Genomic DNA, 25,786 nt, shown 5'->3' with positions numbered 1-25,786 from the left:
ATCAGGACCAAAAGCCAATAAATGAGGGATATAACATGCACTTTAAGACTTCTTTATGTGCGATTGCTGTCGGGGTTGCTCTAACACTAAGTGGATGCAACAGTAGTGATAATGACTCTAACGTGGATGCGCCATTGAAAGCGGCTGAATTCCATAACACCATCAACCGTGCAGGTGTGCCAGTGGCACTGCGCGATTTGCATGGTGGTCACCTTCGCTACATTCCTATGTTTGATAATGGTTCGTGGCATGGTCACACGCTAGACACCAAAGGTGGTGAGATCACGTTAGGTGGTACCGCGTTGCTAACCGAAGAGTATGTGTCATTCATGGCGGCGCGTTTCGACCGTTTGGCGTTAACGGTTGATGGTAAACCGATGCCGCTTAAGCTGACAGAAGCATACTCACAGCCAGGCGCGCTGATCCAAACATACACGGGTGATGATGGTGTCGAAGCGAAGCTGGAAATGCGCTTTGTCACCGACCGTACTTCTTTGGTTAAAACGACAATCAAAAACCCAAATAAACTGGCTATTCAAGGCGAATGGGATGGTGAGTTAATGCAAGTTTATCGCGCGGATGATGGTCAGCTATACAAGAACGATGACAGCACAGTTCGCAGCGTTGAAGAAGCTTACCCTACCTATTCTCGTGCTATCACAGCCACCGATAACGGTGTAGAAGTATCTTTTGGTGCAGTTCGTGACTCATGGTCTCTACTGACTTCGGGTGATTCGAAATTCGAAGTGACACGCTCTATCAAGCCAGAAACCTCAACCATCAGTGATGACAAAAAAGGTTTTGTACAAACCGCGTCCTTAGGTAACGGCGAAGAAATCACACTGTACACGGCTTACACTCACGTGCAAAACACCAAAGAGCAAGCTTCTGAGTTTGCTAAATTGGACGATGTGATGGCAGACCCGAACGGTTACATGCACAAATCGGCAATGCGCTGGGAAGAATACCTAGAAAAAGGTCTAACGAATGACGCGGCTTCTAAAGAGCATGAATTCGTTGCAGTAAAAGCGATGGAAACGCTCAGTGCGAACTGGCGTGGTGCTGCTGGCGCGATTGACCACGACACCGTAACACCTTCTGTTACCGCGCCGTACTTCTCTGGCAACATGACTTGGCCGTGGGATACGTGGAAACAAGCGTACGCGATGTCTCATTTCAACCCAGACGTTGCGATGGAAAACATTCGCACGGTATTCCAATACCAAGTTAAGTCTGACGACCCTGTGCGTCCATGGGATGAAGGCTACTTGCTTGATGTGGTGACATACAATTTACCGGCTGAACGTTGGCAAGGTATGTCTGCGGAATACAAAAAAGTCTTCCCACTGGCAACAGACGGTTTGAACTGGAACGAACGTAACACCAAACCATCTCTTGCGGCATGGGCAGTATGGGAAGTGTATACCGCACTAAAAGACGAACATAATCGTCCGGAAGAAGCGAAACAGTGGTTAGAAGAGATGTATCCGAAGCTCGTTGCATTCCACGATTGGTGGTTACGTGCTCGCGATACCAACAAGAACGGCATTCCGGAATACGGTGCAGCGAAAGACCCAATTCATACCGTATTTGAAGATGACGTGAATGATGGATCTTGGGGACCAGATGCGTCTGTAGACGACATGAAATTCCAGTACAAAGACGAAGCAAATGGTGACAAGTGGATCAAAGAGACTGGCATCGAAAAATACAATGAGTTGCTGACTTCTGGTGATTATACGGCGATGAGCATTCCGGCAAAAGTGGCTGCTGGTTGGGAATCAGGGCGCGATAACGCGGGTGTGTTTGGCTTTATCGATACCATCGATGACTTGCAAGGTAAGTCTGATCTACCAACGCAAGAAGAAGCAGAAGTGATTGACCAAATGGGTCGCTACGCTCACAACACCAATGATTTCGACAACACGTACGATATGGTGATGGGTGCACAAGGCTCGGAGATCACTTACCGCGATACTTCAGCTGCGAACATGGACAAACTGGCTCAGGCGAAGAAAGACTGGGAAGTGAAGTTCAACGAGAACACCAATGACGAGAACAAGTTGTCAGGTTACTCGCTCATGCAAGAGTCGGTAGACCAAGCCTCTTACTGGTACTCAGATAACCTGTACCTATCGCAAATTGCAGAGGTTCTGGGTAAAGCGGAGAAAGCTGCTGAGTTTAAAGCGAAAGCGGATGACACCAAAGAGTACATCAACCGTTGTATGTTCGATGAAGCGACAGGATTCTACTACGATATCGAAGTGGTACCTGGAGGTTTGAGTAACCAATGTGCGGGTCCAGCTCTAGTCAAACGCGGCATGGGTCCTGAAGGTTGGTCACCATTGTTCAACAACGCGGCGACACAAGAGCATGCTGATAAAGTGGTGAAGAACATGCTTGATACCAGCAAGTTTAACTCGCCGAAGATCCCGTTAGGTACCGCATCAATGGATAACCCAGCTTACGGTCCAGACATTTACTGGCGTGGTCGTGTGTGGCTCGATCAGTTCTACTTCGGTGTTCGTGGTATGGACAACTACGGCTACGGCGTGGAAGCTCGTCAAATGGTCGATAAGTTATTCAAGAACGCTCAAGGTCTAACGGAAGCAACGCCAATTCAGGAAAACTACAACCCAGAAACTGGTGCAGTACAAGGTGCAAATAACTTCTCATGGAGTGCTGCCCACCTCTACATGTTGTACAACGGTTTTGTGGGCAAATAAGTTTTGCGCCCCTGACAACGTAAAGCATTAAGCGTTGTAGATGACCCCCCTAGCATCTACAACCGCTTAACCCCTTCAAATTAGGCTCAATAAGATCAAACCGGACAGTGAAAGCTGTCCGGTTTTTGTAGAGCTAAAACACTAATTTTCCGCTGTTTTTGAAAAGTTGTTTACCATAGAAATTGCGCTACAGAGAGATTTTTCTTTACATATTGGTAAGTTAGTTGTCCGCATTTCATTCTGTCGATTTGCAATAGATAACATTTATAAAATGATCGTTTAACCATGCCGTAACAATGCATATGCTGCAAGTATTAGTGAGGTCATTTACATTCATGCAAAAGCATTAGAGTAACCCCAAATCTCGCCGCTGTTCAGCCGCTCCGAGCCAAAATCATTCCAACACTCTACTCTGCCGCCTGAATTTTCCTCACCTTGAAGAGCGTATTGATAAATACCTCACTTTCTACGTTGTCAGCATGACGTGTTGCGTTGCAACACCATCAAGGAAGGTGACATGAATTGTTTACAGACCAGCCTTTATAACTTGTTAGAAGATAATAACTTTGTGCCCTCTAATGAGTACAAAGCCTCTATTGCAAGCTACCTTTATTCGGATTCTTCCCTTACACCAAAAGCGATGAATGAGCTCACTCAAGAGATTTTTCAGAGCAAGCAAACCATGGCGTATTACCTGTTGCACAACGCCATCAATGAGGAAGAGGGCGCAGAGCGGCTCAAGATGATTGCCAATCGTTATGCGCAAGGGGAAATGAAGCAGCAAATCATGCACCATTGTCAAAACGACTTAAATCACTCCGCTATGTATGCCAGCTTAATCCCGTTGACGGGATACCAAACTGAGGTATACCAAGAAGCCAAGTCTAGTGATTTCAATTTTAACAACGTTAGCAACTTCTACGACGATATTAAAATTCACCTTTTCCGCGCGCATTCTGTTGAAATCCGTTCATGGTGTTTGCTGGTCGCGCAGCTTAGTTTTATTGATCAATCTGATGTCCCTTACCTGAAAGAGATGCGCCCAACCATTCAAAAAATACTGGATGATGAGGTCAAGCAGGTCTCTTATACGGCTCAGCATGTCAGCCAGTGGTTGGAAGAGGACCCGTCTTTGTGTCAGGTGTTCACCCAATGTATGAACCACACTTACCGAGAGACATGGGACTATCTAGCCTCAATGGCTGAGTTCATGCGCGATAGTGCGCCGTATTTTATGGTTTAAGCACATAGCATTAGAAATTTAAGAGAGGCTCAACGTTGTTTGTACTGTGTTGGGCAATAGCCACGCTTCACTTCTGGAGAGCGCAGTTTTAGGTGTTTGGTTTTCCTGCCGGAGACTCGGTGTCGCCAAAGCTTAAAACTGCTCGGTTGTAAGTGGTAGCGCATTAAGTTAATAACCCCTTTCTCGTCCAAACCAAATTGATGTTGGATGGCTTCAAACGGGGTTCTATCTTCCCATGCCATTTCAATAATTCTTGATAGCATGTCATCGCTAAAGGTCATTCGTTAATCCTGTTCTGCTGTTGGATACACACATACGTAACGCGCAGCGATTGGGATTCATTTAGGGATGTTTCTGGTCGAAAATGGGTGGTTTTCTGGTGCATTATTTCTGTGGTTTCAGCTCGACCACATTGCCTTCTGGATCTTCCAAGTAGACAGAGCGCCCGAAGCCTTGGGCACCATATCTTTCGCCAAACTCTGCAACATGCACATTGTTTTGGCGTAAGTAAGACAGCAGTTCTTTTTCCTCGAAAGGGGCAATTTGCACGCAAAAGTGGTCAAGGTTACGACCGTTTTGACTGGGCGATTTTCCACCTAGCTTTCCGAGTTCGCTATCGACCGTCACCAAATCAATGATCGCCATTCCTGCACGAAGCTGAGTTAACCCCAAGTCTGGTAATTCACGCTCTATTGGGCATCCTAATATATCTCGGTAAAAGTGCAGCATCGCGCCGAGATTGTCTGTTCTTAGTACCACGTGGTCGAGCGCTTTTACTTCAATTGGATTGCTTGTATTTGCCATGACGTTGCCCTTTTTTCCATGATGAGAAAAGTATACGCACTAAACCAGCAAGCTGATCGCCAGAGCCAGCATGACAAAGCCAATGATGAATTCCAAAATCTGCCAAGAACGCGCATGTTTGAAGATCGGGATAAGCAGTTTTGCGCCATAGCCTAGGCTGAAAAAGAATACGAAAGAGGCACAAACAGCACCTATCGCAAACTGCCATTTATGTGGTTCATATTGAGTGGAAATAGAGCCCAGCAACACCACTGTATCAAGATAAACATGCGGGTTTAACCATGTGAATGCCAAGCAAATCAGTGCTGTCTGCCATGCACTTTTTGAGGCATCACCTTCAGGGTTCATTATGTGTTTTTGTGTGAATGCAGAGCGTAGGCTACTGATGCCGTACCAAGTTAAGAATGCTGCGCCAGCGTAACGTGCAATTGTCTCGATCAAAGGAAACTGAGTTACCAAGTAACCGAAACCCGCGACACCAAGAGAAATTAAAATGGCATCAGACAAGGCGCATAAGAAGCACACTAAGAATACATGATGCTGTTTGATGCCTTGTTTTAAAACGAAGGCATTTTGCGCCCCAATCGCCAGAATTAAGGAAATGCCCAGCGTAAAACCAGCAAGATAGGTGGTCATTTTCTCTTCCTTGAATTGTGACCAAATCAGGTTTCAAACCATAACCTTGTCGCCAAATCGCTGCAAGGTCCAGATTAGAGACTTGCCAGAACTGTTCGATGGGGGGATACGTCGTAATTGTGAGAGTCGCGAGCAATTTGCATCGCATATTTACACTAATCTGGTGTTCCCAGTTACAATATGCACGTCCATATGAAAAAGGAAAAAACGATGAAAGCAGTTTGGTTAGCTGCCGGTGCTATGGCACTGAGCGGATGTTCTGCAATGAATCCAGCAAATGATGTATCTCGCCCATCAGCAGAGATGTTTCCAGAAATGGAGAGCATGACAAAACATGTTTTCTATGTAGACCCAGCAAGCAACGAAGCAGATAAGCGTGTAGAGTTGGTGGTTGGTAAAATGATGGAAACAGATTGTAACCGCGTATCTTTAGGTGGCTCTGTAACGGAGCATACATTGGAAGGTTGGGGTTATACCTACTATCAAGTTGATTCTTCAGCGGGTGGTGCTATCTCAACGTTAATGGCTTGTCCTGAAGATATGGAGAAGGTCGAAACGTTCGTGCAAATGCCGACTCATGATTTGTACCGTTACAACAGCAAGCTACCAGTCGTGGTTTACGCTCCCGCTGATTTGGATGTCGATATCCGCGTATGGGCTCCTGAAGAGTGATCTTGAAGCCTAGCAAAGCCGCTCTGACTTATAGTGGCTTGTTAGGATTAGCGGGTTGTTCGTCGTCTGCACTTTGCGCCTGAATATTCATATCAAAGGTGATGAAGCCATCTTGGCTGTCAAAGAGGTATCTCAAAGCGCACCCCGCCTCAACAAGTCATTTAATAAGTGAAAGGCTTGGTTCAGTACCAAGCCTTTTTTCTATATCACGCTTTTTCGTCGCTGTGCGACACCGATTACTGTTTTGGAGAGCGGCTGCGAAATGTTTTGGGCGTAAGTCCGGTGTGCTGTTTGAATACCTTCGAAAAATAGCTACCACTTTGATAGCCCAAGTCTAAGGCGATTTTGGTGATGGACTCATTAGGGTTGGCTAAACGTTCTTTGGCAAGGCTGATGCGATAAGCTTGGATCCAGCTTGCGACGCCCATATTGAACTGCTCTCTAAAGGATTGCTTTAGATAACATTCATTCGTCGCGAGTTCTTTAGATAAGCCCGGTATGTTCCAATCAATATGGGGCTGCGTTGCAATGAGATCGCACGCTTGCTCGGCGAGAGACTTAGGCTCTTTGTGCACCATGAGTAACGCAAGCAGCTCTAAGATTTTTCCTCTTAGCCATACTGTTCGGGCTATACCTTGGAAGTCATTGTTCCAAATCGATTTGGCAACGTTAAGAATCTCTCCTGTAAGTGGCATTTGCCAACCTGTTTCATAAAGATCGAAAGGCTTGAATGATGAGCCCCTATTTTGAGGAAGAAGATTTTTAGTCAAGCTATGGTGTAATGGGAAATGAATTCGAATGTTCTCAATTCGACCTCCTTCTCCTAGCTCAATAGGGTTTACAGGTTCAGGCTTCGGCAAAAGGGATGCTATGCATCGAGAAGCAAAAGATGCTGCAGGGTAATCAGGGTATTTTGGGCTGTAGGCGTGGTTAATACCAGCAAAGCTGATATAGAACCCCGCGTCTGCCGGATCATTGAACTGAATGTCCGTTGTTGCTGTACAGTTAACGATGTAGGCATTCACACCATCATCGAGAGCAACAACATCAAACGTTCCATCTACGCCGCCTACTAAGTTTAAGCTCTTCACGATATTACTCATTGTTTCAGCCTTCGTCGTTTTCTCGTGAGCATCTTCCTGAGCAATTAATATAAATGATAATAGATATCATTTGTAGAGATTATTGAACTAAGTCGAGTTCACAGAGAAAGAAGCTCTGGATATACCTAGAGCATCTTTAACGACAGGGCTTGGTTAGATTTGTGAGATGAGGCTCGCCTTCTCATTTGGTTTTAAGACTGGGATTATGAAGATAGCGATGAGGCTAAAAGCGATCATTAACATAAAATGCACTGAATACCCGAAAGCGCCGATCAGTGCCCCGCAAATGATAGCCATCACGATTGCAATGAACATATCCATCGATTGGAAAAGAGAGAAGTTCACACCTGACTGATGTCCGGAGGCAAACCCCATCATTAGAGTATAAAGCGCAACAAATTTAGCCGACGTAATGATGCCATTAACGACAAAGATACCCGCGATTAACCATCCCTGCTCAGCAATATTTAAGTCGTATGCTAAATAGAAGCTAAAAAACACAACTTCAAAGACCATCATTAGTAGTAACACATTGAGTGATCGACTTTTTTTGATTAACCAGCCACCTAGCACTACGCCAATTAAACCGGTAATCACTCCTCCACCTGCAACCAAAAGACCCAAGTTTTCTAGCTGTATACCGCTGTCGACTAAGAAAGGCATCATCATTGATAATGCCCCTCTCGTTCCGAGTTGCGATACGGTCACAAGGAGCAGTCCAATCCTTACTTCAGGGTTAGAAAATGCAGCTTTAAGGGAGGGAGTACGAGCTGTTGGCACGCTTTTCTGATTGGCGCCGTGATTCCAGAATAAACAAAGCGTTGGCATACTGAATAATAAAGTCAGAAGAGCCAGACCGAATAATGCGGTTTGCCAATCGAGCAATGAAGTCGCATAGATAAATAATCCACCGCCAAAAACAGCCCCTAGATACGAACCACCAACTTGCATGACGTTGCCTAGGTATCTTCTTTTTGCTTCCAACTGGTCAATCGCCAGACCGTCTGTAGCGATATCAGCGAAGCTGGAAAATAAGCTGATAACCAAAACGCCAGCAAACAGGGTCATTCGATTCTCGATCGTTCCAATGACGCAAAGCGCAACGAGTATGGCAATTAAAACTAGCTGAGAACCAAAAATAATGATGGCGTGATTTTGTAAACTCGCTCCCTTTTTGCGTTGCCGTTCGATCCAAGGTGACCACAAAAATTTAGCGACCCAAGGAAGCATTGCAAGGTAGAACAACCCTATTTGGGAGGTATCTATGCCCTCATGTCGCATTATCGCTGGCAAGCCTTGAAGTGTGAACATACTGACTAAGCTTTGGATGGTATAAACGCTCGCCAGAACGGCGAGCAATGGTTTGAGTTTGATTCCTTGAGCGCTAACCATAGGTTTCATTACCACTCGTACTTCGCTTTCACACCAACTTCTCTACCTGTACCGTAATTGCTGTATGTCTGACCATAAGAGAATGCGTAAGTGGTGTAGTCTTTGTCAGTAATATTGTTGCTAAAGAGCGAGATAGACAGAGCTTCGCTATAGTCGTAGTTAATGGATAGATCGACGAGAGTGTACGCACTTTGTGATAGTGAGTTAGCTTCGTTAAAGTAGATTTTAGAGTTATAACGAGCTTGAGAGTTGATCGAAATGTCGCCTTTGATTCCTGTTACTGGTAGGTAATAGTTAAAGCCCAACGTTGCCGTGGTGTCTGACGCGTAAGGCAGTCGATTCCCTTCAAAGGTACTGTTGTTTGATTCAAATGTTGAACGTCCAAAAGTCCCGGCAGCAGTGATGGTCAGATCATCGGTTGGGTAGAAAGCGAACTCAGCTTCGATACCTTTACTCAGAGCCTCACCCATATTTTTAAGAGTTTGATGCCCAGGAGTACCGGTATATAGTTGAATATCATCCGTTTTAATCCAGTACAATGCGCCACTAAAATCGATTTTTTGATTCGCAAAGTTGGTGCGCCAGCCTAGCTCGCCATTCAGTGATTTTTCCGCGTCGTAACCGCTTGCATCTGCATTGCTCAGAGGAACAACGTTGTAGCCCCCCGGTCGGTAACCACTGGTTATGGAAGCGTAAAGTCGAGTGTCCTCATTCGCTTGCCAACCAATTGCAGCTTTTGGTGAAACCGTCGATTCTGTCTGTTCCTTGTTATAAGGATTGATAAACCATGCCGGGTTACCGTTGAAGTCAGAGTTTACTTTTAGGTATGAAGCTCGGACGCCAAGAGTGACATCCCACTGTGGTGCAAACTGGTAGTTTGTCTGCCCAAACAACGCGTACGTGTCATAGTCCAATTTATTTCGTGCGTTATTGGCTGAAACGTCCAAACGGCGATATTCCAAGTAGCCGCCAACTACGTAGCTAAAACGATCGTTGTATTGTTGGTTTAGACGTAGCTCTTGGCTGAACTTGTTTTGATCTTCTTGGTAGTAGCCATAGACATATTCGCGGTCTATCTCGCGTGTTTGATAAGCGGTGATACTTGTGATTTGAGAGGAATCTAAATCGTAACCAAGATTCAGCGCGAAAGTATTAACGTCTCGCTTAAGTTTGGGGATTGGTGCGTCTTTTACACCAGAGTCATGTTCACTCTCAGTGAGGTACCACTCCTCATGACTGTCGAGCTTATCTGCGGCGACTGATAGGGTTGCGCTAAGTTTTGAGTCATTTGGTAAGTAGTGAAAGCGAACTTTTAATGCTTGCTCATCTGCATCGTTTGCGTCTTTTTCCCCGCTGGAGGCGTGTTTAATATCACCTTCATCGTAGACATATCTAGCTGCAATATCCGCTGAAATGGAGTCAGATAAACGGGTAGTGGCGACAGCATCAACTTGCTGACTCAAATTAGAATATAAAGCAGAAGCTTTAACTTCGGTGGCGTCAGTTTCACGACGAGTCACGATGTTAATGACACCGCCTTGCGCGTTCCCACCGTAAAGTGTGCCTTGCGGACCGCGCAGCAATTCGACTTTTTCCACGTTAATCAGCGGTTGAGTGACAAAAGCGTTATCTTGCAGGACGCCATCAACATAAATGCTCACGGTTGGCGAATAGTAGTCAGGTGAACTAATCCCACGAACGGTGGTGTTGGCGTAAGTTCGGTTCCCGCGAGTTTGTATAAGCAGTCCAGGGAATACCATCTCGAGATCTTTGACCTGATAAATGCCTGCATTTTCGAGTTCTTCTCCCGTTTTGACCACAACTGAATTGTTCACTTGCGATAAAGGAGTATCGAACTTGGTTGCTTCAACGATAACCACTTCCATTGCTGGTGGCGTCTCTTCGGCATAGGAGTATGAAGTACCCAAAATTGTGAGGATAGCGCTCGCAATGACGGTGCGCGGCGAAGAAATCTTGTACATACTGTTTTCCTTGAATCTGAATAAGTTAGCACTACTCACAGCGCTGAATTTTTAATTGTTATGTTGAGCTTCCCACAGAGACTGGTAGTGGGAAGAGGTTGCGATTAATTGGTCGTGCGAGCCAAAACCCTCAATGCGACCGTGGTTCATCAAATAGATGCAATCTGCATCAGCAATGGTGTCCAAACGATGCGCTACTGTGATCATGGTTTTAGAGGCAAAACACTCGGTAATGCTATGCAGTATTTCCCGTTGTTTGGGTTGGTCGAGTGCGGATGTAAACTCATCAAGCAGCACAATGGGCGCATCATGAAACAACGCTCTTGCGAGGGACAAGCGTTGACGTTCTCCACCCGATAAATCCTTGCCATTCTCGTTTATTTCGGTGTTTAGTCCTTGTGGCAAGCGAGCGATCAGCTCATCAAGTCCTGCGGTAGTGATTGCAGTTTCTAACTCTTCGGTGCTCGCGTCTTTTTTGGCGATGAGCAAGTTTTCTTTTAGCGTCCCAGCGAACAATTGCACATTTTGGGTAACGTAGGAGATGTGCTGGTACCAGTGCATTGTCCCTGTTGCTTCTACCGTGCAACCACCAATTCTTACCGCTCCATGAGTGGGGATGTGGAATGCAGCAAGTAAATCTAGCAAGGTGGTTTTTCCCGCTCCACTGGTACCGATGAGCGCGATATGTTGCCCATATGGAACCTGCAAATTGATGTCTTTAAGAATGGTGTTGCCATCCAGAGTTAACTCAACCGCTTTGAATTCGATGTCGTGGTGATGTGCTTGAACACCATGCACAGGTTGCTGCGGTTCTTGGCTTAGGGCATATAGACGATCGGCAGATTTAGCCATGTATCTGAGTAACGTAGAGAAAATAGTCATGCGTACAAATGGTCGGATACAAGCGACGGCAGCAATGATTGAAACTAACCACTCCCCGAGCGTAAGGTTGCCCAGGCTCATTAAGTAAGCACCGAGCGCCGCAACCATCGGAATAGAAAGCTCAAGTAACAAGCTTGCTAAAATGACGCCAATTCCACCAGCCCATTCAACCCCTAACCCTGTTTTGCGCAAGTCTACTAATTCTTGATTAAGTGGAGTCGCTAATACTTCACTGCGACCAAAGCGTTTTAGCGTTGGTAAACAAGCTATGTATTCGAGCAGTTTGTTGGTGCAAGAAGCGTTTTTATCGACATGGCGTTGTGCTTGTTTGGAAAAGTTATCTTCGAATTTCCACAGCAATAAGCTCGCGATCACCATAACAATCAGCATAAGTGAGGCTAGGTAAGGTGAGCAAAATAGCAGTACACAAAGCATCGCGAACGGAACCACCAAAGCTGCGATCAAGTCAGCAATTAGGTGACTAAAAATGTCTTCGAATGCTTTTAAATCACGAGTGATTAGCTTAATGCGCTCTCCCAGACCTTGCCCTGTGATCTTGGAAAACGGTTGGCTACGAATGTCATGTAGTAGCACTTTTCTCAGGTGGTGAGTAATGTCATAAGCGCCTAAGAAGCTTTGTTTGGCGGATTGTCCTAACCGCCATTGAACGACAACCGTGATAAGTGAAACTGCGAATAGGGCTTCAAGAGAAAGTAACCATGTTTGGGTAAGGGCTCCGAATATCAGTAGCCAACAAAATAATGGCAGAATCTCACTGAACACTTTGCCAGCGATGCCAACCAAAAACGTTTTTGGATTGATATCTGCATGATCGAGTAGCTTGAGAATGTTACGCACAGACGGTCTCCTCAAGATGAATTTGTTTAAGCTGCCCGTGTGATAATGAAAACGCTCGGTTAGCGATAGTTAATGCTTGTGAACCATGACTGATGACCAATTGGATTTGCTGCGGTGCATGTTGACGTATTGCTTCTAGAACACGATTTTCCGTTACCTTATCTAGATGAGAAGTCGCTTCATCTAAAACCAGAATGGCAGGGCGTACTAGCATGGCGCGAGCGATGGCTAACCGCTGTAGTTCCCCTCCACTAAAATTGCGTTCGGTTTCATCCATACTGGAATACAAACCATTCGGAAGCTGTTCGATAAGTGCAGAAAGTCCAAGCATATCGAGGAGTTTGATAATCACGGAGTCGTGTATCAATCGATCTCCTAAGACCAAGTTTTCGCGTATTGATGCGCTGAAGAAAACAGGGTGTTGGTCGACAACTGAGATAAATTGGCTTCGTTCTCTATCGGACATCGAAGACACGGCTTTTTGGTTAATAAACCAATCGCCTTCGTATGTTGCTAATTCTCCGTAGAGCGTTGCCAGTAGACTACTTTTCCCTGAGCCTGATGCGCCTTGAATTACGATGCACTCGCCATGAGATAACTGAAGGTTCAGTCCACTGACGATATCGAGTGAGTCACGTTTGACTGCTAAGTTTTCACAACAAAGCTCGACATAAGGCGTTGCAATGGATTTGAAATGTTGATCCGACGTTGCTGAGAACAGAGGTAGTATTCGCTCTAGAGAAGAAAAGGACTGCTGCACTTGCCCAAATATCTGTGTTAGATCCAACCATGGTTTAAGGATGCCGGCACAAAGAATCACGATCATCGCGAGCTCGACCGGGCTTAATGAACCTTGGGTCAATTTGACGATGGCGAATGGAATAACAAGAACCAAAGACGCCTGAGCTAAGGTGGTAAAGGTGACCCATGCTCCAACCATTTGATTGGTATAAGCGTTAACCAGCTTGTGGTGCTTAGTCATGTTATTGCTTAACTGGCGGTAAGAGTCCGCGTCAACGCCGAATAGTTTCATCACGCCGATGCTACGCAAAAACTCTAGTTGCGCTTTGTGCATATTCGCAACGACTTGATTGTACTTTTTTTGTCTATCTGAAAAGCCACGCATCATGACTGTTTGGGCAATCACGGCGAGGGGGAGGGGACTTAATGCGATTAAGCCTAGTTGCCAGTCGATGCTGACCATAAAACCAAGCAAAACAAACGGAAGTAAAGTACCAGTAATAATATCGGTCGTATGATGAGCAATAAGAGGTTCAAGGCTCTGACAATCGTCGCTGAGTCGTTTTTCTATATCTCCACGATGGTATTGCATCAGTTTAGCGGTTGGCATTTCGGACAGAGCACGAACGAGCTTCTGCCTAATGGTCTGAATAATTTGATAAGCCGCAAGGTGCGCCTGCCATACCGAAATCGTATAGAAAAAATAGCGCACACAGACTGCAATGGTCATAAGGGCTAAGTAGAAATAGAGACTTTGGGTATTTAGGTACTTGCTCAATGCGGCGTATAAGCAAATCCAAGTGGTGAGTTCTGCGAACACACACAACACAGCGCTAACACCGGTATAAGTGATGCGTTTTTTTTCCGTTTTTAATAATGAGATGAGTGCTTGAGTGACGCTCATCTTGTCCGTTAGATGCATAGATGACTCCTTAATGGGAGGTATTCTCATCTAAGCGTTATTTTAACAATAGCAATATCGGGAAATAGAAAGCGAATATCGGGAATCTTTATGTGCTAGCAATATTAACGTGGGAGTTAAAAAAGAAGAAATATAGATTGGTTGAGCTTAATGAACTGATTTTATTGCAAAAAAAAGACTGGCTTAGTGCCAGTCCTTTTTCATTCTTAGACGTTTAATTATTCGTAATCAGACGCGTAAGTCTCTTCGTAAGTGTGTGAGTAAAGCTCGAATAGGTTACCAAACGGGTCTTCCATGTAGATCATTTGAGCTTGTTTGCTGTCGTCTTCTGGGTGGTAGCGCATGATGTCCATGCGAGCTTTACCACCAAACTCTTCAATACGTTTGATTGTTTGTGGGAACTGCTCTTTCGCTACTTGTAGACAGAAGTGGAAGATGCCTAAACGAGAGAAGTCTACTTCGTGACGCTCTTGACGCTCTTTCATTTCAAACAACTCAACACCGATGCCGTCAGACGTCACTAGGTGAGCGATGTTGAAGCCTTTGAAGCCTTCACCGAATACGGCGATACACATACGACCGATTGCTGATTCGCGCTCTTCGATAACTTTTGTGTTGTTCATTACAATGCGAAGACCAAGCGCTTTAGTGTAGAACTCTACTGCTTTGTCCATATCGCCAACCATAATGCCTACGTGATTCATTTTCATAATTCTGCTCCAAAAACTGTGATGTTTAATTCGTGTTTCGTTTCGATGGAGGTGAGTATATGGAGAATTTCTAATTACATGAAATTATCATTAATTTTTATAATGATAATATTTTGTTATTGGTGGGTGAGGAGAAGAATAAACAAATGTATTCCGCGATCTTATCAAACGGTTATCTTATAAATTCCTTTGCTTTTTGGATTGTTTTATATCGATTGTGAATGGTTTTGTGAGGTAAACTTCAGACCGAAGTTGCTGCTAGTTATCTGTTTTTATTGATATTAACTAGTTGTGTTTGAACGTTGGTAGTTAGGGTTTTAGGGGAGCCTTAAATCTGAGCTCACATATAAAAGGAATAAGGATTTGTACATTTGGAAAACATCAAAGCTGTCTGAGGAGCTAAGAGACAACAAAGTGCCAGACAGTGATTGGATTAAATACGCTTTAATATTCTTAATCTTTTATACGGTAACCCCGTACTTGATGATCTTGGCACCGTATGCAAGCAATGAAGCTATGATAACTGAGGCTATCGGTATCTTAGTCGTGTCAATTTTGGGGGTAGGTGTCACGTATAGAACGAACAATAGAGATGGTAAAACCTACATTCTTCGCTCTATCGCTTTATCTATCCCTTTGTCTTTTAGGTTTGTCGCTTTATCTGTGCTTGTTGGGATGGCTATCGTATCTTTTGATTTTGGCGATCAACATTATTTTATTATTGAATTACTTTCGACATTCTCTGTTATCGCTTTGCAAGCACTCTACTTTTGGCGCTTGAATGTTCATCTACAGTACATCAACTCATAGCTTTGCATTTTCTACTTTGGTTACAGGCTCTGAGATTAAGCATAAGACTGACTGACGATTAGCTCTCTTAACCATTTATGGCTTGGGTCGTTGTCGAGTTGCTTGTTCCAAAGTAGAAAGAACCCACCGGGCTCCATCTCTATCGGGAGCGGCTTGATCACAATGTCTGATTTACCTTCGAACTCGCGAATGCTTTTGTAGGGGTAGGTCAGTACCAAGTCGCTTTTTTCACACAGTTTTACCGCGCTGGAAATGTCGGACATGTTGACGGCGTTATCAATGCGCAGTCGTTTTGTGTCGAGCACCTCGTGCAGTAGCCAACTAGACACACCTCCTGTGATGACTTGTATATGGCGATACTTTAAAAACGCATCAAGGTTCCATTCTTCCTCTAATGCAGGGTGTCCTTTTCTCAATATACATGCCGAAGTATCGCGCATCAGTTCCGCGTAATTCAGTGTGTCAGGGATGGTGTCGACATGGGTTTTCGAACGATCATCAAACTCAAAAATACCCACACCAAAATCGATTTCTCGCCTTTGTAATCGAGTAATACTGCTGTGGCTCCAATCGGCACTTTTGATGGTGATGTTCGGTGCACTGGATAACGCCTGAGGCAGAAAACGTGGGTAAATTGTGGAGTAAGCGGTTTCGATAAGATCGATACTAAAAACGCGAGTCGAGCGTTCTGGGTCAAATTCTTCTGGTTCACGAAGCTGATCAATTTGCATCAGGATTTGTTGCAGTTTGCTCTCCAATGCCAATGCTTTTGGGGTCGGCAATAAACCTTTGGATTCTCGCTCGAATAAGGGGTCATCAAACTCCTGGCGCAATTTAGTAAGTTGTTTACTGACGGCCGATTGAGATAAGAATAGCTTTTCTGCGGTTCTGCTCACGCTGCGTTCTTGCAGTAAAACGTACAGACAAATCAGCAGGTTCATATCATTTTTGATTAAGTGGGATAGATTTATCATGATATTCCTATCATTCAACTTACAAATTGAAGGGTATGAATAGAAACTATATCACTTAATTGAATTGAGCCAGAAATACTGACTCGTTGCCCATTTAATGAATCAAACTGTTGAGGTATTGACTGAGCTCTTTCCTAATCTCTAGCTCTGCTTCCGATAGGTATTTGGGCATGTGTTTATCAGCCACGGTAATGTTTCGTTCGCGAACTTGATGGGTATCGCCGATGGCGTCAAATACGCAGCGCAGCAAGTTCATCGATTGTGACATCAAGGCTTCGCTTTCTTGTTGTGAGAGCAAAGGCTCTGCGTCAAAACCAAGCGCGCATAGGATGTCGTTAAAGTGCATCGCATAACCTGAGCCAGAAACATCAAATGTGGTGCTCTTGATGCCATTGGGGCTTCTCTCCCAAAGATAAGGAGGATGCTTGAGTGTGCCAAAGCCAATTGCGATGACGCGGTCTGTGTAGTGCAGTTCCAACCGTCTGTCCCAAATATCACCCGCTTTTCCTGCCTCAATCACGACTTCAATATTGCCCTCCGGAGGTGTGAGTTCGCCTTCGATATAGAGATGGGTTTCAGCGCCTTGTGTGTACTCCAATTGCGATTCGTTAATACGTTCGGCACGGATCTGTTTTAGTTCAACTTGCGAGTCTCCTATGCCGGATTTATGCAGGTAGCGAACTAGCCCAGCAATCGCATGGATGCCCATATCAAAGCCATAACCTCCGCCGCCGCTGGTGGCTAAGTTAAGTAGCTTTCTCGCGTTGAGTAATTCAATTCGGTTTTCAAAACGGAAGTCTTGGATTGCTTCATGCTTGTCGATGGGGTTGTCGGCTGCAATCGCGATAACCTTGCGCGGGGCAGAGTCAGGTAGCGCGATAGATGAATCGGCAAAGAGTGCTTCCAACGAAGGGGAAACCAAAGCGGTATCAATAAAGTAAAACAGTGCTCCGCGACGTTTAAGCTTAGGAATGACTTGGTTAAAGCCTGTGTCGATTTCAGCTAAAGAGAAGGACGGTTTCTCAACCACAAACAACAGGTTTTGAATGTCGAGGGCATTACTCACTTGTTCAATGATGGAAAGATGTGTGCCGACCGGTGTTAGAACGAAGGCGGCAACAACATCAGTGTGTGAATGAGCCTGTAAAAACATATCGAAACTGGCGTAGCGAGCGGAGTAAGGGAATTGAAACTGCGATGCACAGGACTTGGGATGTTGAACTGCAGGGTCAATGGCGACGACATCAAAGCGAGAACTTAAGGTGTGCAGAAGGTTCTTATACAAACCCACCACAGACGATTTGGCGCTCCCCAATCCACCAAATACCAATACGACCTTGTTCATAAGCGGCTTCACTATTCACACGTTTCATCGTGCCAGATTAACAAATTTTAATAGCGAATTAGCTACTTTTTACCAATCAATAATCCCACATTTTGTTTTCGCAAATGCAACGCTTTGGTCTTGAGACTACTCAAATTACCAAAGGCATAGAAGGGAACGTGCAAGACGGTTTTAAAGCCCGCTTCAATGATCATATCGTGCCAAGTAGTACGACTATGGAAGCAGACACCAACGCCCGCAGTGTTCGCACCTAGTCGTTGAGTGAGCGGTGCTAGTAGCTTGGATGAGGTAGATCGATAAATCAGTGAACTGGGTAAATTGTTCACTAAAAGCCCTTCGTAGAAGTTTTCAAACATGACAATCAGCCCTCCTGGGGTTAAATGCCGGTAGGCACAATGAAGAGCCTCTTGCTGTACTTGCTTGGTGGACTGATAGGTGTCGGTAACAAAGTGATGCAAGACCCAGTTGAACTGGATGATATCAAAACTGCTTTCAAGCGCAGCATCTTGGAAAAGGTGGCAGACCAGATGTTTGTTTGGGTTGGGACGGTTTTTGGCGATGAGTGACGCTTCTGGCTCGATAAGCGTGACTTGAGCATTGGGATAATGATTCAAAATCTTATCTGCATACATTCCATTCCCGCCACCTACATCGAGTAGGTGAAAAGGCTGCTGGGTAGGATAGAGCATGTTGAGTTGTTTGGTTAGTACTTCAAACATGCCTTTATCGATGTATTCCGTGTCAAATGAGGTGGTTTGCTGCGCATCCAATTGGCGAACTTTTTCTTGCATGTCATTTTCCTCAAAGCCAAAAGATTGAGGTAGCAAGAATCACTCCGCTGTTTTTAGTGATTATGAGTCTCAAAATGAGAAAGTATCGAAATTCATGTGCTTATGTTTTTATCTCAGCATAAAAACAAGGGCGTAATTGTTAATCAGCCAACGCTTCTATCGCTTGCTGGACCGACACAAAATGGATTTTGATGATGCAACGTTGTGCTTTGCTAAATTCGTGCTTTTGAATCAGCTCTGTCACTTGCTGCACATTCAATGTTTGTGGCAAAAGGTCCAATTCCACCGTGTTGTTGGCACTGGTTTTCAATGCAAAGCAATGACCTTGCGTATCAATCACTATGTCATCCTGACCCCAAATCAACGCTTGGCATTCTGCATTTAGCTGCTTTGGTGAAGCTAAATACACCAGTTCATCGTCACCATCGAGTTTAAGTAAACAAGGCCATGTGATCATTGCGTTACCTTAGGTATTGAGTGTGAATGGTCTGAAGTTGCGCGTGAGCCGAGTAAGCCAGCACAAGGCATGTACGATACACAAAGCCTTAAGAGAGCAAAAGGCTTTCTGTCTTCGAGATGGTTTTCGGGTTTTCAGTGTTGTGCATGTTGAGGCTAAGCGTAATTACCAATGATGTCGATTAAGTCGTCTACTTGATGTGCCACATAATCTGGCTGGGCGTTCCAGTGCTGCGGTTGAGCGCCACTGTACGCTGCTGCTACGGCAATCACTTTGCAGTTGCTACCTAAATGTTGCTCGATATTGCGTGCAAAAAGCGTGTCCGCTTCGTGGTCACCAATGTACATCAGCAGCTGTTTATCCGTGTGCCCAAAGATGGATTCAATGCATTTGATGCCACCAAAAGGATCCGGCTTCTGATGTCCATTGGACACATCATCGTAGCCCACGACGGCTTTAAACGGTGCATTGATTTGGTTGGCGCTAAGTACGTTGCGAATGTTGGATTGCGAGTTCTGAGAGCAGACTCCGTGTGGCAGGTGCGCGAACGCATTCACCACATTGGCAATACCATTGAATAGATCCACTGGTGTTTGGTTTTGTTCTTGGTGCTCTGCCCACATGGTGCCGGCTATGAGCATTTCGTCTTGGGACATACCATAGTAGTTTACGTACAGTTCTTGCCAGTTTTTCGCTGCGTGATTGGCATGATGATAATCCGCTTCACTGCGTAGGTATTTCGGTAAGTTATCCCCGGTCAGGTGCGGCGCTACAACGGACAATATCGCTTTGGTGATGTCGATATTTTTCGGAACAGAATTTACTAGGGTGCCATCGTAATCCCACAATACGGCGTCTAACTTCATGCAAAACCTTTTGATACAGCAGAGGGTGAGTAGCTTTAAATCTTGCCAGTCTTAGGGGGGAGATAACCAGATCTTGCTCATGTTTTCATAAGCTTGCTTTGAATCGCTCGGAAAGGAGGGAAAAGAGACCAAGCGAAAGAAAAACAAAAAGCCAGCAAGGTGATGGTTGCTGGCTTTCTAGTGCGTGCTGCGTAGTACAAGGCGTTAAGCGATGTGCGACATCTCGTTTAGAGTGAAGGTGTCTACCGCGCCTTCTGTTGCTTTCATGTATTGTGCTAGGTGCGCGTTGTCCATGTGCTTGCGCCATAGTTCGCGTGATTCCCAGTTTTCGTAGAAGGTGAAATGCGCTGGGTTTTCGTTATCTTGGTGAAGGTCGTAGTTGATGCAACCTTCCTCGGCACGAGTGACATCAATCAGTTTCAGTAGCTCAGCTTTTACCAATTCTACTTGGTCTGCTTTGGCAATGATGTTAGCGACGATGGTCAATTTAGCCATGGTGGAAATCCTCTGTTGATCGTGATGTATCGTGTTGACGAGGTAAAGATTAGTCGCGAATCACCAAATGATAAACAGCACAATGATTGATTTATTATCAAATATAAATTGATAATCCTGCTTCAATTTTGTGCTAGCTGTGTTTAAAAACTGGAACCAGGTTGCTGTAAGAATTCCACTTCTTCTGCGGTGCTATCACGGCCCAAAATCGCATTGCGGTGTGGGTAGCGACCAAAGCGATCAATGATCACCTTATGCTTTAGTTCGAATTCGTAGTTAGATTCTCGCCCCAGAGCTTTGAACAGCTTTTCTGCCTCTTCATGAATCCGCTTAGACTCACTGTGCATAAATGGCATATACAAAAAGCTGCGTTCAACGTCGGTCAATTCTTGGTCCAACCCTAAACGAATCGTCTCTTGCGCCAAGGCAAGTGCGAGGGCATCTTGAGCGAACGCTTTTGGCGTGTTGCGGTAAACATTGCGAGAGAATTGGTCGAGCACAATGATCTCTGCGAGGCGACCTTGTGCCGTCTCTCGCCAGTCAAACAATTCAGATTGAGCGGCTTGCTCTAAGGTGGTGAGAAAGCGCGTTTCGATCTGTTTATCGACGTCTGCATTACTCACAAACCAGTCTTTTGGTTCCAGTTCTTCAAACCAGAAATTCAGGATATCTTGGTACATGGTTGCTTCCCTGATAGAAAAAGAGCTAGGAGTATATACCCTAGCTCTTGGTTTCGCTTATCGACCGTAAGTCTCTTCGATGTAGTGCTCAAATTGCTCGCACATCTGCTCGTCTGAGATCGAGTTGCTTGCAAGCTCTTTGCTGCCATCCACCACTTTGATGCTGGCATTTAAAGACGCTACCGGAGCACGTTCACGAGTTTGCAGCGAAGCAATCTTCTGCTGCTGAACTTCCCATGCTTGTTCTGGGGATAGGTTACACATGTCTGCCAGATACTTAGCGTTAAAGCCTTCACCCGTGAGACTAACGATAGTCTCGTTGTGCGATAGGTGGTTACCCGCATGCCAATAATGTTTCGCCAGTAGTGGACCAATCTCTGGGTTGTCAGTCAGGTAGCCAAACTTATCGAGGAAGTAAGCGCGAGTCTGGTAAACCGCCATATGTGCTAGCAAGTAACCGTGGTAGGCACACGCTGCTTCATCAGACAGAAGGTGTGGAATCGCCATCAATGGGCGTGGGCTGCACTCCAAACCAAGGATTTGCTTTTCGCAATCGCGTGCCAGCTTTGTGATGCGTTCTGGCGTCAGTTCTTCATCGCTTAATTGGTAAAGTGCGCGTTCAAAATACGGCACGACCAAAATGCTGCGCTCTTCGTACGCTTTGAATGGCTGACGGCTATTGATCATCGCTTGGATGATCTCATCCGGTACTGGGTTACCTTCTGCGTCCAACGCGTATTGTTTTAGCCAATCGGCATCGGTCAGCAGGCTGTCACAGAACATAGATTGTGTTTCTGCGTATGCCATGGAAGTTGGTGCGAACTCTTGAGAGAAACACGGCGCGTTCATCTTGACGTTAGCGAAATGCGCAGCGTGCCCCCCTTCGTGGAACAGAGTATTGATGCCATCATAGCCGCTGCCCACTTGGTCTGGCTTCGCGTTACTGGTGAAGTTTACCTGCGCGGCAACCCATTCGCCTTGGTTGTAGAACGATGGGATAGGGCCATGACAGAAACCGTTCGGGTATTTGCCTTTACGATCAAGCAGGTCTAGCGTCAGCTCTGCGCCTGAGTATTCGATATTTAGGCGACCGAATGATTCTACCCAGCGACGTAGTGATTTTGAAAACGGTACGTACGGGTCTAAGTCACGCATGACGTCACCGGCAAACGAGTACACAAAGTTATAGCCAGTCAGTGCGCTTTGACCTTTTTGCTCTGCAAGGTTTGCCAAGCTGCTTAGGTGAGCATCGCGCGTGCGCAGTTCAAAGTCATCTAAGATGCTGAACAGTTGCTCAGAGCTCATCTTTTCCGTCTTCTTCACTGAGTAGTCAAAGAAGGTTTCGTAGCCCAAAGAACGTGCGAATTGATTACGCAGTTTGATCAGCTCAATAAAGCCGTTTTGCAGCAACCATTGCTCAAGGTCGAGTAGCGTTTGATGTGCTGATTGACGCACTTCTTCGTGATTATTGGCGCGAATGGTCGAAGACAATACTGGCAAAGAGCCCTCGGTTTGTTCACCGTTTTCATTGGTAAACGTCAGGACGTGATTTTGCTTTTTCTCGAACAACTCGGCTTCAAATGCAATCAGAGCATTCTTTTGGGCTTGAGCTTGTTCGCCTTCAATCGCGTGCGATTCAAATGTTGCCAACCATCCTTGCAAACCAATTTGCGTTTGCTGTTTCTCTTGTGGATCAGCGATCGCTTCAGCCGATTCAAGTTGCGCTTTGATGGCTGAGATTTGTTCGGCGTTGCTCAAGAAATTGGTCCAAGCGGTTTGTGCTTTTGTCGAACCATCGTGGTCGTCGCTGATGCCCATGTAGGTTTCCCAAAAGAAGTCTTCTTTGGTGCGATGGATAGCGAGGTAACGTTGGTTGAGGTCGTTTAGGTATTCCGTTGCAGTCATTTTGATCCTTCAAATGTTTGCTTTATTGAGGTTTTTATCGTCGTTGATTATGGCACGTCTAAATAGCAGAAAGGAATGTGAAATCCATTTGTCTTCTTTATGGCTTGTAAACAGTAATTTACCGCACTTTTTACATGTGCAGACGTCAGTCACAAAGTTTTTCCGTTTTTGATTAGAAATCGTGGAGCGCAGTTTATAAAATTCGGTCTTTCGCAGTGGTGCTAAAGGTAAGGAAAACAATAATGAAAACAAGAATAACAATGGGTCTAATGGGTCTAATATTAGCAGGATGCTCAACGACGCTGCCAACCAATGACCGAGTTCAGGTCATCGAAAAAAACTGCGCTGTGATACTGAGTGAATCGGCAAACGCAGAACAGCGTCAGAATGCCTACAACCAGTTAATCGAAAGCTATGGTGAGCGTTATGTGGATGCCAACAATCCAAAACAGTCGGCAAGTTGGAACTTGTTTCGCCAAAGCGTCATTCATGATGAAAGTGGTCAGTTAACGCGTGAATTTATCGAAGTGAGTGACTGGGGTTGTGCGAATGGCAACTATCTAGAAGAGGTGCGTCTGTTTGTAGAGGAAATCCAAGCAAGTGCACAGAAATAATGACGCCTAACCCGCACCGACAGCAAACTAAACCAGTTTGCATATACTCAATGTGTTAGCGAATACAACGGAAGGTGTCATGTTAACTCCTCATAGACGGATTCTTGGTGCTGTGTTGCTGTCTGCATTTAGCGCATGGGCGAATGCTGCTGAGCAAACGGCAGACATGGTGTACATCAACGCTGGTATTTATGGTCATCCGCAAGCCGATGCTGTCGCCGTGCGTGACGGGCGGATTGCTTTTATTGGCGATAAAGCCAAGGCACAAGCGTGGGTTGGTGATGGCACGGAAGTGGTGGATTTAAGCGATACCTATTTGTTACCGGGCTTTGTCGATAACCACAACCATGTGTTTGAGGCGGCTTCCGAAGCAGGCGGTACGTGCTTGTTGCAAGCTGGCGTTTTGTTGGATGAGCAAATCCCACAACTGCAAGACTGCAAAGAGTTTGTCCAAGATGGCGAGTGGTTGATGGGCTACGGTTTTACGCTTGATGCTACTTTGTCGGAAGAAAACCAACGCACACCTCTCGAAGTGATCGATGAGGTGTTTCCTGATACGCCTGTGGTGTTAATGGAGCAAACCTCTCACTCGATGTGGGTTAACTCGGCTGCGCTGAAAGCGGCGAACATTGATAAAACCACGTCCGATCCGCAAGGCGGTCGCATTCTCAAAGATCCGGATACAGGCGAGTTGAATGGCATCTTGCTCGATAACGCGGGTGATTTAGTGATGGAGCTGGCTTGGAACAGTATGAGTGCGCAGTTTGCGGTGAGCTACCAAGGCTTGTTGACCGGATTAGAAGAAGCTGCGCTCTACGGCATTACCACAATTGGTGATGGACGAATGTACTGGAAGCGAGGTTGGTATGAAGTATGGAAAGAGAGCGAAAAACGAGGCGATTTGACCGCTCGTGTTTCTTTACGACCATGGATCTATCCGACCGACAGCATGGACTCTCAACTGACGTATTTGAAACGCATTCAGTCCGACGACACCTCTCGCTTGTTACTGGTAAACCAAGTCAAAATGTACAGCGATGGCATCTTTATAAATGGCACCGCAAAAACCCTTACACCTTATCTTGATACTTACTTGCCTGATTCACCATATGGGTTGAATTACATCTCACCAAAAGTGATGCCAGAATGGCTAAACAAGCTCGATAAACTCGGTTACAGCGCGCACATTCATGCTATCGGAGATGGCGGCATTCGCGAATCACTCAATGCGATTGAAAAAATGCGCAGCCAAGGTAACCAGCGTCATTATACTTTGACGCATGTGGAACTGGTGAACAGCAAAGATGTACCAAGGTTTGCCAAGTTGGACGTTACGGCAGACTTTCAAGTCGGTTCCGATTATGTGGCGTATCACGATCATCAATGGGCAGAAGCCTTTTTAGGCGCTAAGCGAACTAGAGCCTTAATGAACCTGCGCGCGCTTTATAATACTAAAGCTAACGTGACGTTAAGCAGTGATTGGAATGTGCATGATTTGAACCCATTGGTTGGCATCTCCAACAGCTTGGTGATGGGAGATACTGGCTTGCCAAACGTTACCGCTGCGATTGATGCATATACAATTCATCCGGCTTACAGCTTGGGTTTAGAGAAGGAAATTGGCTCAATAGATGTTGGGAAATCGGCAGACTTTGCCGTATTGGATCAAGATATTACCCAATTGAAAGCACAAGACATAGCACAAGCACGTGTCCTCATGACAGTGCTGCGCGGGGAAGTGGTGTATGAACAAATTGATGATGAATAAGCCGAGCGATAATTCACTCGGCTAAAAGGTTCTATAGATTATTCTTCAGGGTATTCGCCCATACCTTGCGTTTGTCCTTCTGCTTTCCAATGTTCGCCTGGATCAAAGGCTTCATCGCATAGATCGACGGTGTAGCCCATTTCGGTTATTTCTTTCAAGGTGAGGTTGTCAGCAATTTTGGCAATGTCGCCCGCCTTGTTCCGCAGTTCCATAGTCTCCCTCCGGTCACTGTTTGGTTGTCGGTTCAAGTCGCGCCAAGTACAAAAACTTGGGTGGCTCGACTATAAGTATAAGCAGTGATGGCTGACTTTTTGGCTTAATAGCCGTAAATAATTTAAGGTTATACCCAAGTAACCTCAAGATGCTAGGTTCAGCGAGAATGACTTGGTTTGTAGACGCGGCGCCGATTT

At 45.4% G+C, this 25,786-nt stretch carries 24 protein-coding genes; 6 read left to right on the top strand and 18 right to left on the bottom strand.

Going from position 1 to position 25,786, the window contains the following annotated elements; translation table 11 throughout:
* The first annotated feature begins 35 nt into the window (after positions 1 to 35).
* The gene (ygjK, locus tag VHA02S_RS19095) at positions 36 to 2,726 is read left to right on the top strand and encodes an alpha-glucosidase (RefSeq protein ID WP_038898294.1); all 2,691 of its coding nucleotides are present in this window, start codon (positions 36 to 38) and stop codon (positions 2,724 to 2,726) included.
* A 517-nt stretch (positions 2,727 to 3,243) separates the two neighbouring features.
* Positions 3,244 to 3,969: a hypothetical protein gene (locus VHA02S_RS19090; protein WP_005447330.1), complete on the top strand. Its 726-nt coding sequence runs from the start codon at positions 3,244 to 3,246 to the stop codon at positions 3,967 to 3,969.
* A 29-nt stretch (positions 3,970 to 3,998) separates the two neighbouring features.
* On the opposite strand, the gene VHA02S_RS19085 is transcribed toward VHA02S_RS19090, so the two are convergent.
* The 3 genes from VHA02S_RS19085 to VHA02S_RS19075 form a co-directional block, all read right to left on the bottom strand.
* Positions 3,999 to 4,250, bottom strand: a complete 252-nt coding sequence (locus tag VHA02S_RS19085) for a TIGR03643 family protein (protein WP_038898293.1) — start codon at positions 4,248 to 4,250, stop codon at positions 3,999 to 4,001.
* A gap of 103 nt (positions 4,251 to 4,353) precedes the next feature.
* Positions 4,354 to 4,773 carry a VOC family protein gene (locus VHA02S_RS19080; protein ID WP_038898292.1) on the bottom strand — a complete coding sequence of 140 codons (420 nt, stop codon included), beginning with the start codon at positions 4,771 to 4,773 and terminating at the stop codon, positions 4,354 to 4,356.
* Between the two features lie 39 nt (positions 4,774 to 4,812).
* A complete protein-coding gene (locus VHA02S_RS19075; RefSeq protein ID WP_009701836.1) occupies positions 4,813 to 5,409 on the bottom strand; it encodes a LysE/ArgO family amino acid transporter in 597 nt (198 codons plus the stop codon).
* 210 nt (positions 5,410 to 5,619) lie between these two features.
* Between VHA02S_RS19075 and VHA02S_RS19070 the strand changes: the two genes are divergently transcribed.
* Entirely contained in the window at positions 5,620 to 6,081 is a 462-nt protein-coding gene (locus tag VHA02S_RS19070; protein WP_038898291.1) for an ecotin family protein, read from the top strand.
* 236 nt (positions 6,082 to 6,317) lie between these two features.
* Here VHA02S_RS19070 and VHA02S_RS19065 read toward each other — a convergent pair whose 3' ends face one another.
* The 6 genes from VHA02S_RS19065 to VHA02S_RS19040 form a co-directional block, all read right to left on the bottom strand.
* Positions 6,318 to 7,184: a helix-turn-helix transcriptional regulator gene (locus tag VHA02S_RS19065; RefSeq protein WP_009695980.1), complete on the bottom strand. Its 867-nt coding sequence runs from the start codon at positions 7,182 to 7,184 to the stop codon at positions 6,318 to 6,320.
* A 153-nt stretch (positions 7,185 to 7,337) separates the two neighbouring features.
* A complete protein-coding gene (locus VHA02S_RS19060; protein ID WP_017818369.1) occupies positions 7,338 to 8,585 on the bottom strand; it encodes an MFS transporter in 1,248 nt (415 codons plus the stop codon).
* Entirely contained in the window at positions 8,585 to 10,558 is a 1,974-nt protein-coding gene (locus VHA02S_RS19055) for a TonB-dependent receptor (protein WP_050567803.1), read from the bottom strand. The genes VHA02S_RS19060 and VHA02S_RS19055 overlap by 1 nt, the downstream gene beginning before the upstream one ends.
* Before the next feature lie 51 nt (positions 10,559 to 10,609).
* Entirely contained in the window at positions 10,610 to 12,298 is a 1,689-nt protein-coding gene (locus VHA02S_RS19050; protein WP_038898290.1) for an ABC transporter ATP-binding protein, read from the bottom strand.
* Positions 12,291 to 13,961 (bottom strand): ABC transporter ATP-binding protein, encoded by a 1,671-nt coding sequence (locus tag VHA02S_RS19045; RefSeq protein WP_038898289.1) that lies wholly within the window; start codon positions 13,959 to 13,961, stop codon positions 12,291 to 12,293. Before VHA02S_RS19045 ends, VHA02S_RS19050 begins: the two co-directional genes overlap by 8 nt.
* Before the next feature lie 218 nt (positions 13,962 to 14,179).
* Positions 14,180 to 14,671, bottom strand: a complete 492-nt coding sequence (locus VHA02S_RS19040; RefSeq protein WP_005428296.1) for a VOC family protein — start codon at positions 14,669 to 14,671, stop codon at positions 14,180 to 14,182.
* A gap of 363 nt (positions 14,672 to 15,034) precedes the next feature.
* Between VHA02S_RS19040 and VHA02S_RS19035 the strand changes: the two genes are divergently transcribed.
* Complete coding sequence (locus VHA02S_RS19035) at positions 15,035 to 15,481, top strand: hypothetical protein (RefSeq protein WP_029788768.1); 447 nt, start codon at positions 15,035 to 15,037, stop codon at positions 15,479 to 15,481.
* 35 nt (positions 15,482 to 15,516) lie between these two features.
* Here the strand turns inward: VHA02S_RS19035 and VHA02S_RS19030 are convergent, their stop codons facing one another.
* The 8 genes from VHA02S_RS19030 to VHA02S_RS18995 all read right to left on the bottom strand — a co-directional run bounded on the left by VHA02S_RS19030 (position 15,517) and on the right by VHA02S_RS18995 (position 22,994).
* Positions 15,517 to 16,455 (bottom strand): LysR family transcriptional regulator, encoded by a 939-nt coding sequence (locus VHA02S_RS19030; protein ID WP_005447345.1) that lies wholly within the window; start codon positions 16,453 to 16,455, stop codon positions 15,517 to 15,519.
* Between the two features lie 94 nt (positions 16,456 to 16,549).
* The gene (locus VHA02S_RS19025; RefSeq protein ID WP_038898288.1) at positions 16,550 to 17,800 is read right to left on the bottom strand and encodes a hypothetical protein; all 1,251 of its coding nucleotides are present in this window, start codon (positions 17,798 to 17,800) and stop codon (positions 16,550 to 16,552) included.
* 62 nt (positions 17,801 to 17,862) lie between these two features.
* Entirely contained in the window at positions 17,863 to 18,591 is a 729-nt protein-coding gene (locus tag VHA02S_RS19020; RefSeq protein WP_005447350.1) for a class I SAM-dependent methyltransferase, read from the bottom strand.
* A gap of 139 nt (positions 18,592 to 18,730) precedes the next feature.
* Positions 18,731 to 19,048: a DUF4144 family protein gene (locus tag VHA02S_RS19015; protein WP_038898286.1), complete on the bottom strand. Its 318-nt coding sequence runs from the start codon at positions 19,046 to 19,048 to the stop codon at positions 18,731 to 18,733.
* Positions 19,049 to 19,203: 155 nt separating this feature from the next.
* Positions 19,204 to 19,914: an HAD family hydrolase gene (locus VHA02S_RS19010; protein ID WP_038898285.1), complete on the bottom strand. Its 711-nt coding sequence runs from the start codon at positions 19,912 to 19,914 to the stop codon at positions 19,204 to 19,206.
* A gap of 204 nt (positions 19,915 to 20,118) precedes the next feature.
* Entirely contained in the window at positions 20,119 to 20,409 is a 291-nt protein-coding gene (locus VHA02S_RS19005) for a putative quinol monooxygenase (RefSeq protein ID WP_009695991.1), read from the bottom strand.
* 143 nt (positions 20,410 to 20,552) lie between these two features.
* Positions 20,553 to 21,089, bottom strand: a complete 537-nt coding sequence (locus VHA02S_RS19000) for a DUF924 family protein (protein WP_038898284.1) — start codon at positions 21,087 to 21,089, stop codon at positions 20,553 to 20,555.
* A gap of 57 nt (positions 21,090 to 21,146) precedes the next feature.
* The gene (locus VHA02S_RS18995) at positions 21,147 to 22,994 is read right to left on the bottom strand and encodes a M3 family metallopeptidase (RefSeq protein WP_005447361.1); all 1,848 of its coding nucleotides are present in this window, start codon (positions 22,992 to 22,994) and stop codon (positions 21,147 to 21,149) included.
* Positions 22,995 to 23,236: 242 nt separating this feature from the next.
* On the opposite strand from VHA02S_RS18995, the gene VHA02S_RS18990 reads away from it, so the two are divergent.
* Both VHA02S_RS18990 and VHA02S_RS18985 read left to right on the top strand, forming a co-directional pair.
* Entirely contained in the window at positions 23,237 to 23,608 is a 372-nt protein-coding gene (locus VHA02S_RS18990) for a hypothetical protein (RefSeq protein ID WP_038898282.1), read from the top strand.
* A 79-nt stretch (positions 23,609 to 23,687) separates the two neighbouring features.
* Positions 23,688 to 25,376 (top strand): amidohydrolase, encoded by a 1,689-nt coding sequence (locus VHA02S_RS18985; protein WP_050567802.1) that lies wholly within the window; start codon positions 23,688 to 23,690, stop codon positions 25,374 to 25,376.
* Between the two features lie 38 nt (positions 25,377 to 25,414).
* Here VHA02S_RS18985 and VHA02S_RS26210 read toward each other — a convergent pair whose 3' ends face one another.
* Positions 25,415 to 25,588: a hypothetical protein gene (locus tag VHA02S_RS26210; RefSeq protein ID WP_005428284.1), complete on the bottom strand. Its 174-nt coding sequence runs from the start codon at positions 25,586 to 25,588 to the stop codon at positions 25,415 to 25,417.
* Positions 25,589 to 25,786: the final 198 nt, after the last annotated feature.

Origin of the sequence: Vibrio harveyi NBRC 15634 = ATCC 14126 = KCTC 12724 (genome assembly GCF_001591145.1) — a bacterium.
Lineage (GTDB): Bacteria > Pseudomonadota > Gammaproteobacteria > Enterobacterales > Vibrionaceae > Vibrio > Vibrio harveyi.
The sequence above is the reverse complement of the archived record's forward strand: the minus strand, read 5'-3'. Positions and strand labels throughout refer to the sequence as shown.

Bases quoted from the DNA above. Each gene is read 5' to 3' on its own strand.
- ygjK (WP_038898294.1), top strand. From the start codon at position 36: ATGCACTTTAAGACTTCTTTATGTGCGATTGCTGTCGGGGTTGCTCTA.
- VHA02S_RS19090 (WP_005447330.1), top strand. From the start codon at position 3,244: ATGAATTGTTTACAGACCAGCCTTTATAACTTGTTAGAAGATAATAAC.
- VHA02S_RS19085 (WP_038898293.1), bottom strand. From the start codon at position 4,250: ATGACCTTTAGCGATGACATGCTATCAAGAATTATTGAAATGGCATGG.
- VHA02S_RS19080 (WP_038898292.1), bottom strand. From the start codon at position 4,773: ATGGCAAATACAAGCAATCCAATTGAAGTAAAAGCGCTCGACCACGTG.
- VHA02S_RS19075 (WP_009701836.1), bottom strand. From the start codon at position 5,409: ATGACCACCTATCTTGCTGGTTTTACGCTGGGCATTTCCTTAATTCTG.
- VHA02S_RS19070 (WP_038898291.1), top strand. From the start codon at position 5,620: ATGAAAGCAGTTTGGTTAGCTGCCGGTGCTATGGCACTGAGCGGATGT.
- VHA02S_RS19065 (WP_009695980.1), bottom strand. From the start codon at position 7,184: ATGAGTAATATCGTGAAGAGCTTAAACTTAGTAGGCGGCGTAGATGGA.
- VHA02S_RS19060 (WP_017818369.1), bottom strand. From the start codon at position 8,585: ATGAAACCTATGGTTAGCGCTCAAGGAATCAAACTCAAACCATTGCTC.
- VHA02S_RS19055 (WP_050567803.1), bottom strand. From the start codon at position 10,558: ATGTACAAGATTTCTTCGCCGCGCACCGTCATTGCGAGCGCTATCCTC.
- VHA02S_RS19045 (WP_038898289.1), bottom strand. From the start codon at position 13,961: ATGCATCTAACGGACAAGATGAGCGTCACTCAAGCACTCATCTCATTA.
- VHA02S_RS19040 (WP_005428296.1), bottom strand. From the start codon at position 14,671: ATGAAAATGAATCACGTAGGCATTATGGTTGGCGATATGGACAAAGCA.
- VHA02S_RS19030 (WP_005447345.1), bottom strand. From the start codon at position 16,455: ATGATAAATCTATCCCACTTAATCAAAAATGATATGAACCTGCTGATT.
- VHA02S_RS19025 (WP_038898288.1), bottom strand. From the start codon at position 17,800: ATGAACAAGGTCGTATTGGTATTTGGTGGATTGGGGAGCGCCAAATCG.
- VHA02S_RS19020 (WP_005447350.1), bottom strand. From the start codon at position 18,591: ATGCAAGAAAAAGTTCGCCAATTGGATGCGCAGCAAACCACCTCATTT.
- VHA02S_RS19015 (WP_038898286.1), bottom strand. From the start codon at position 19,048: ATGATCACATGGCCTTGTTTACTTAAACTCGATGGTGACGATGAACTG.
- VHA02S_RS19010 (WP_038898285.1), bottom strand. From the start codon at position 19,914: ATGAAGTTAGACGCCGTATTGTGGGATTACGATGGCACCCTAGTAAAT.
- VHA02S_RS19005 (WP_009695991.1), bottom strand. From the start codon at position 20,409: ATGGCTAAATTGACCATCGTCGCTAACATCATTGCCAAAGCAGACCAA.
- VHA02S_RS19000 (WP_038898284.1), bottom strand. From the start codon at position 21,089: ATGTACCAAGATATCCTGAATTTCTGGTTTGAAGAACTGGAACCAAAA.
- VHA02S_RS18995 (WP_005447361.1), bottom strand. From the start codon at position 22,994: ATGACTGCAACGGAATACCTAAACGACCTCAACCAACGTTACCTCGCT.
- VHA02S_RS18990 (WP_038898282.1), top strand. From the start codon at position 23,237: ATGAAAACAAGAATAACAATGGGTCTAATGGGTCTAATATTAGCAGGA.
- VHA02S_RS18985 (WP_050567802.1), top strand. From the start codon at position 23,688: ATGTTAACTCCTCATAGACGGATTCTTGGTGCTGTGTTGCTGTCTGCA.
- VHA02S_RS26210 (WP_005428284.1), bottom strand. From the start codon at position 25,588: ATGGAACTGCGGAACAAGGCGGGCGACATTGCCAAAATTGCTGACAAC.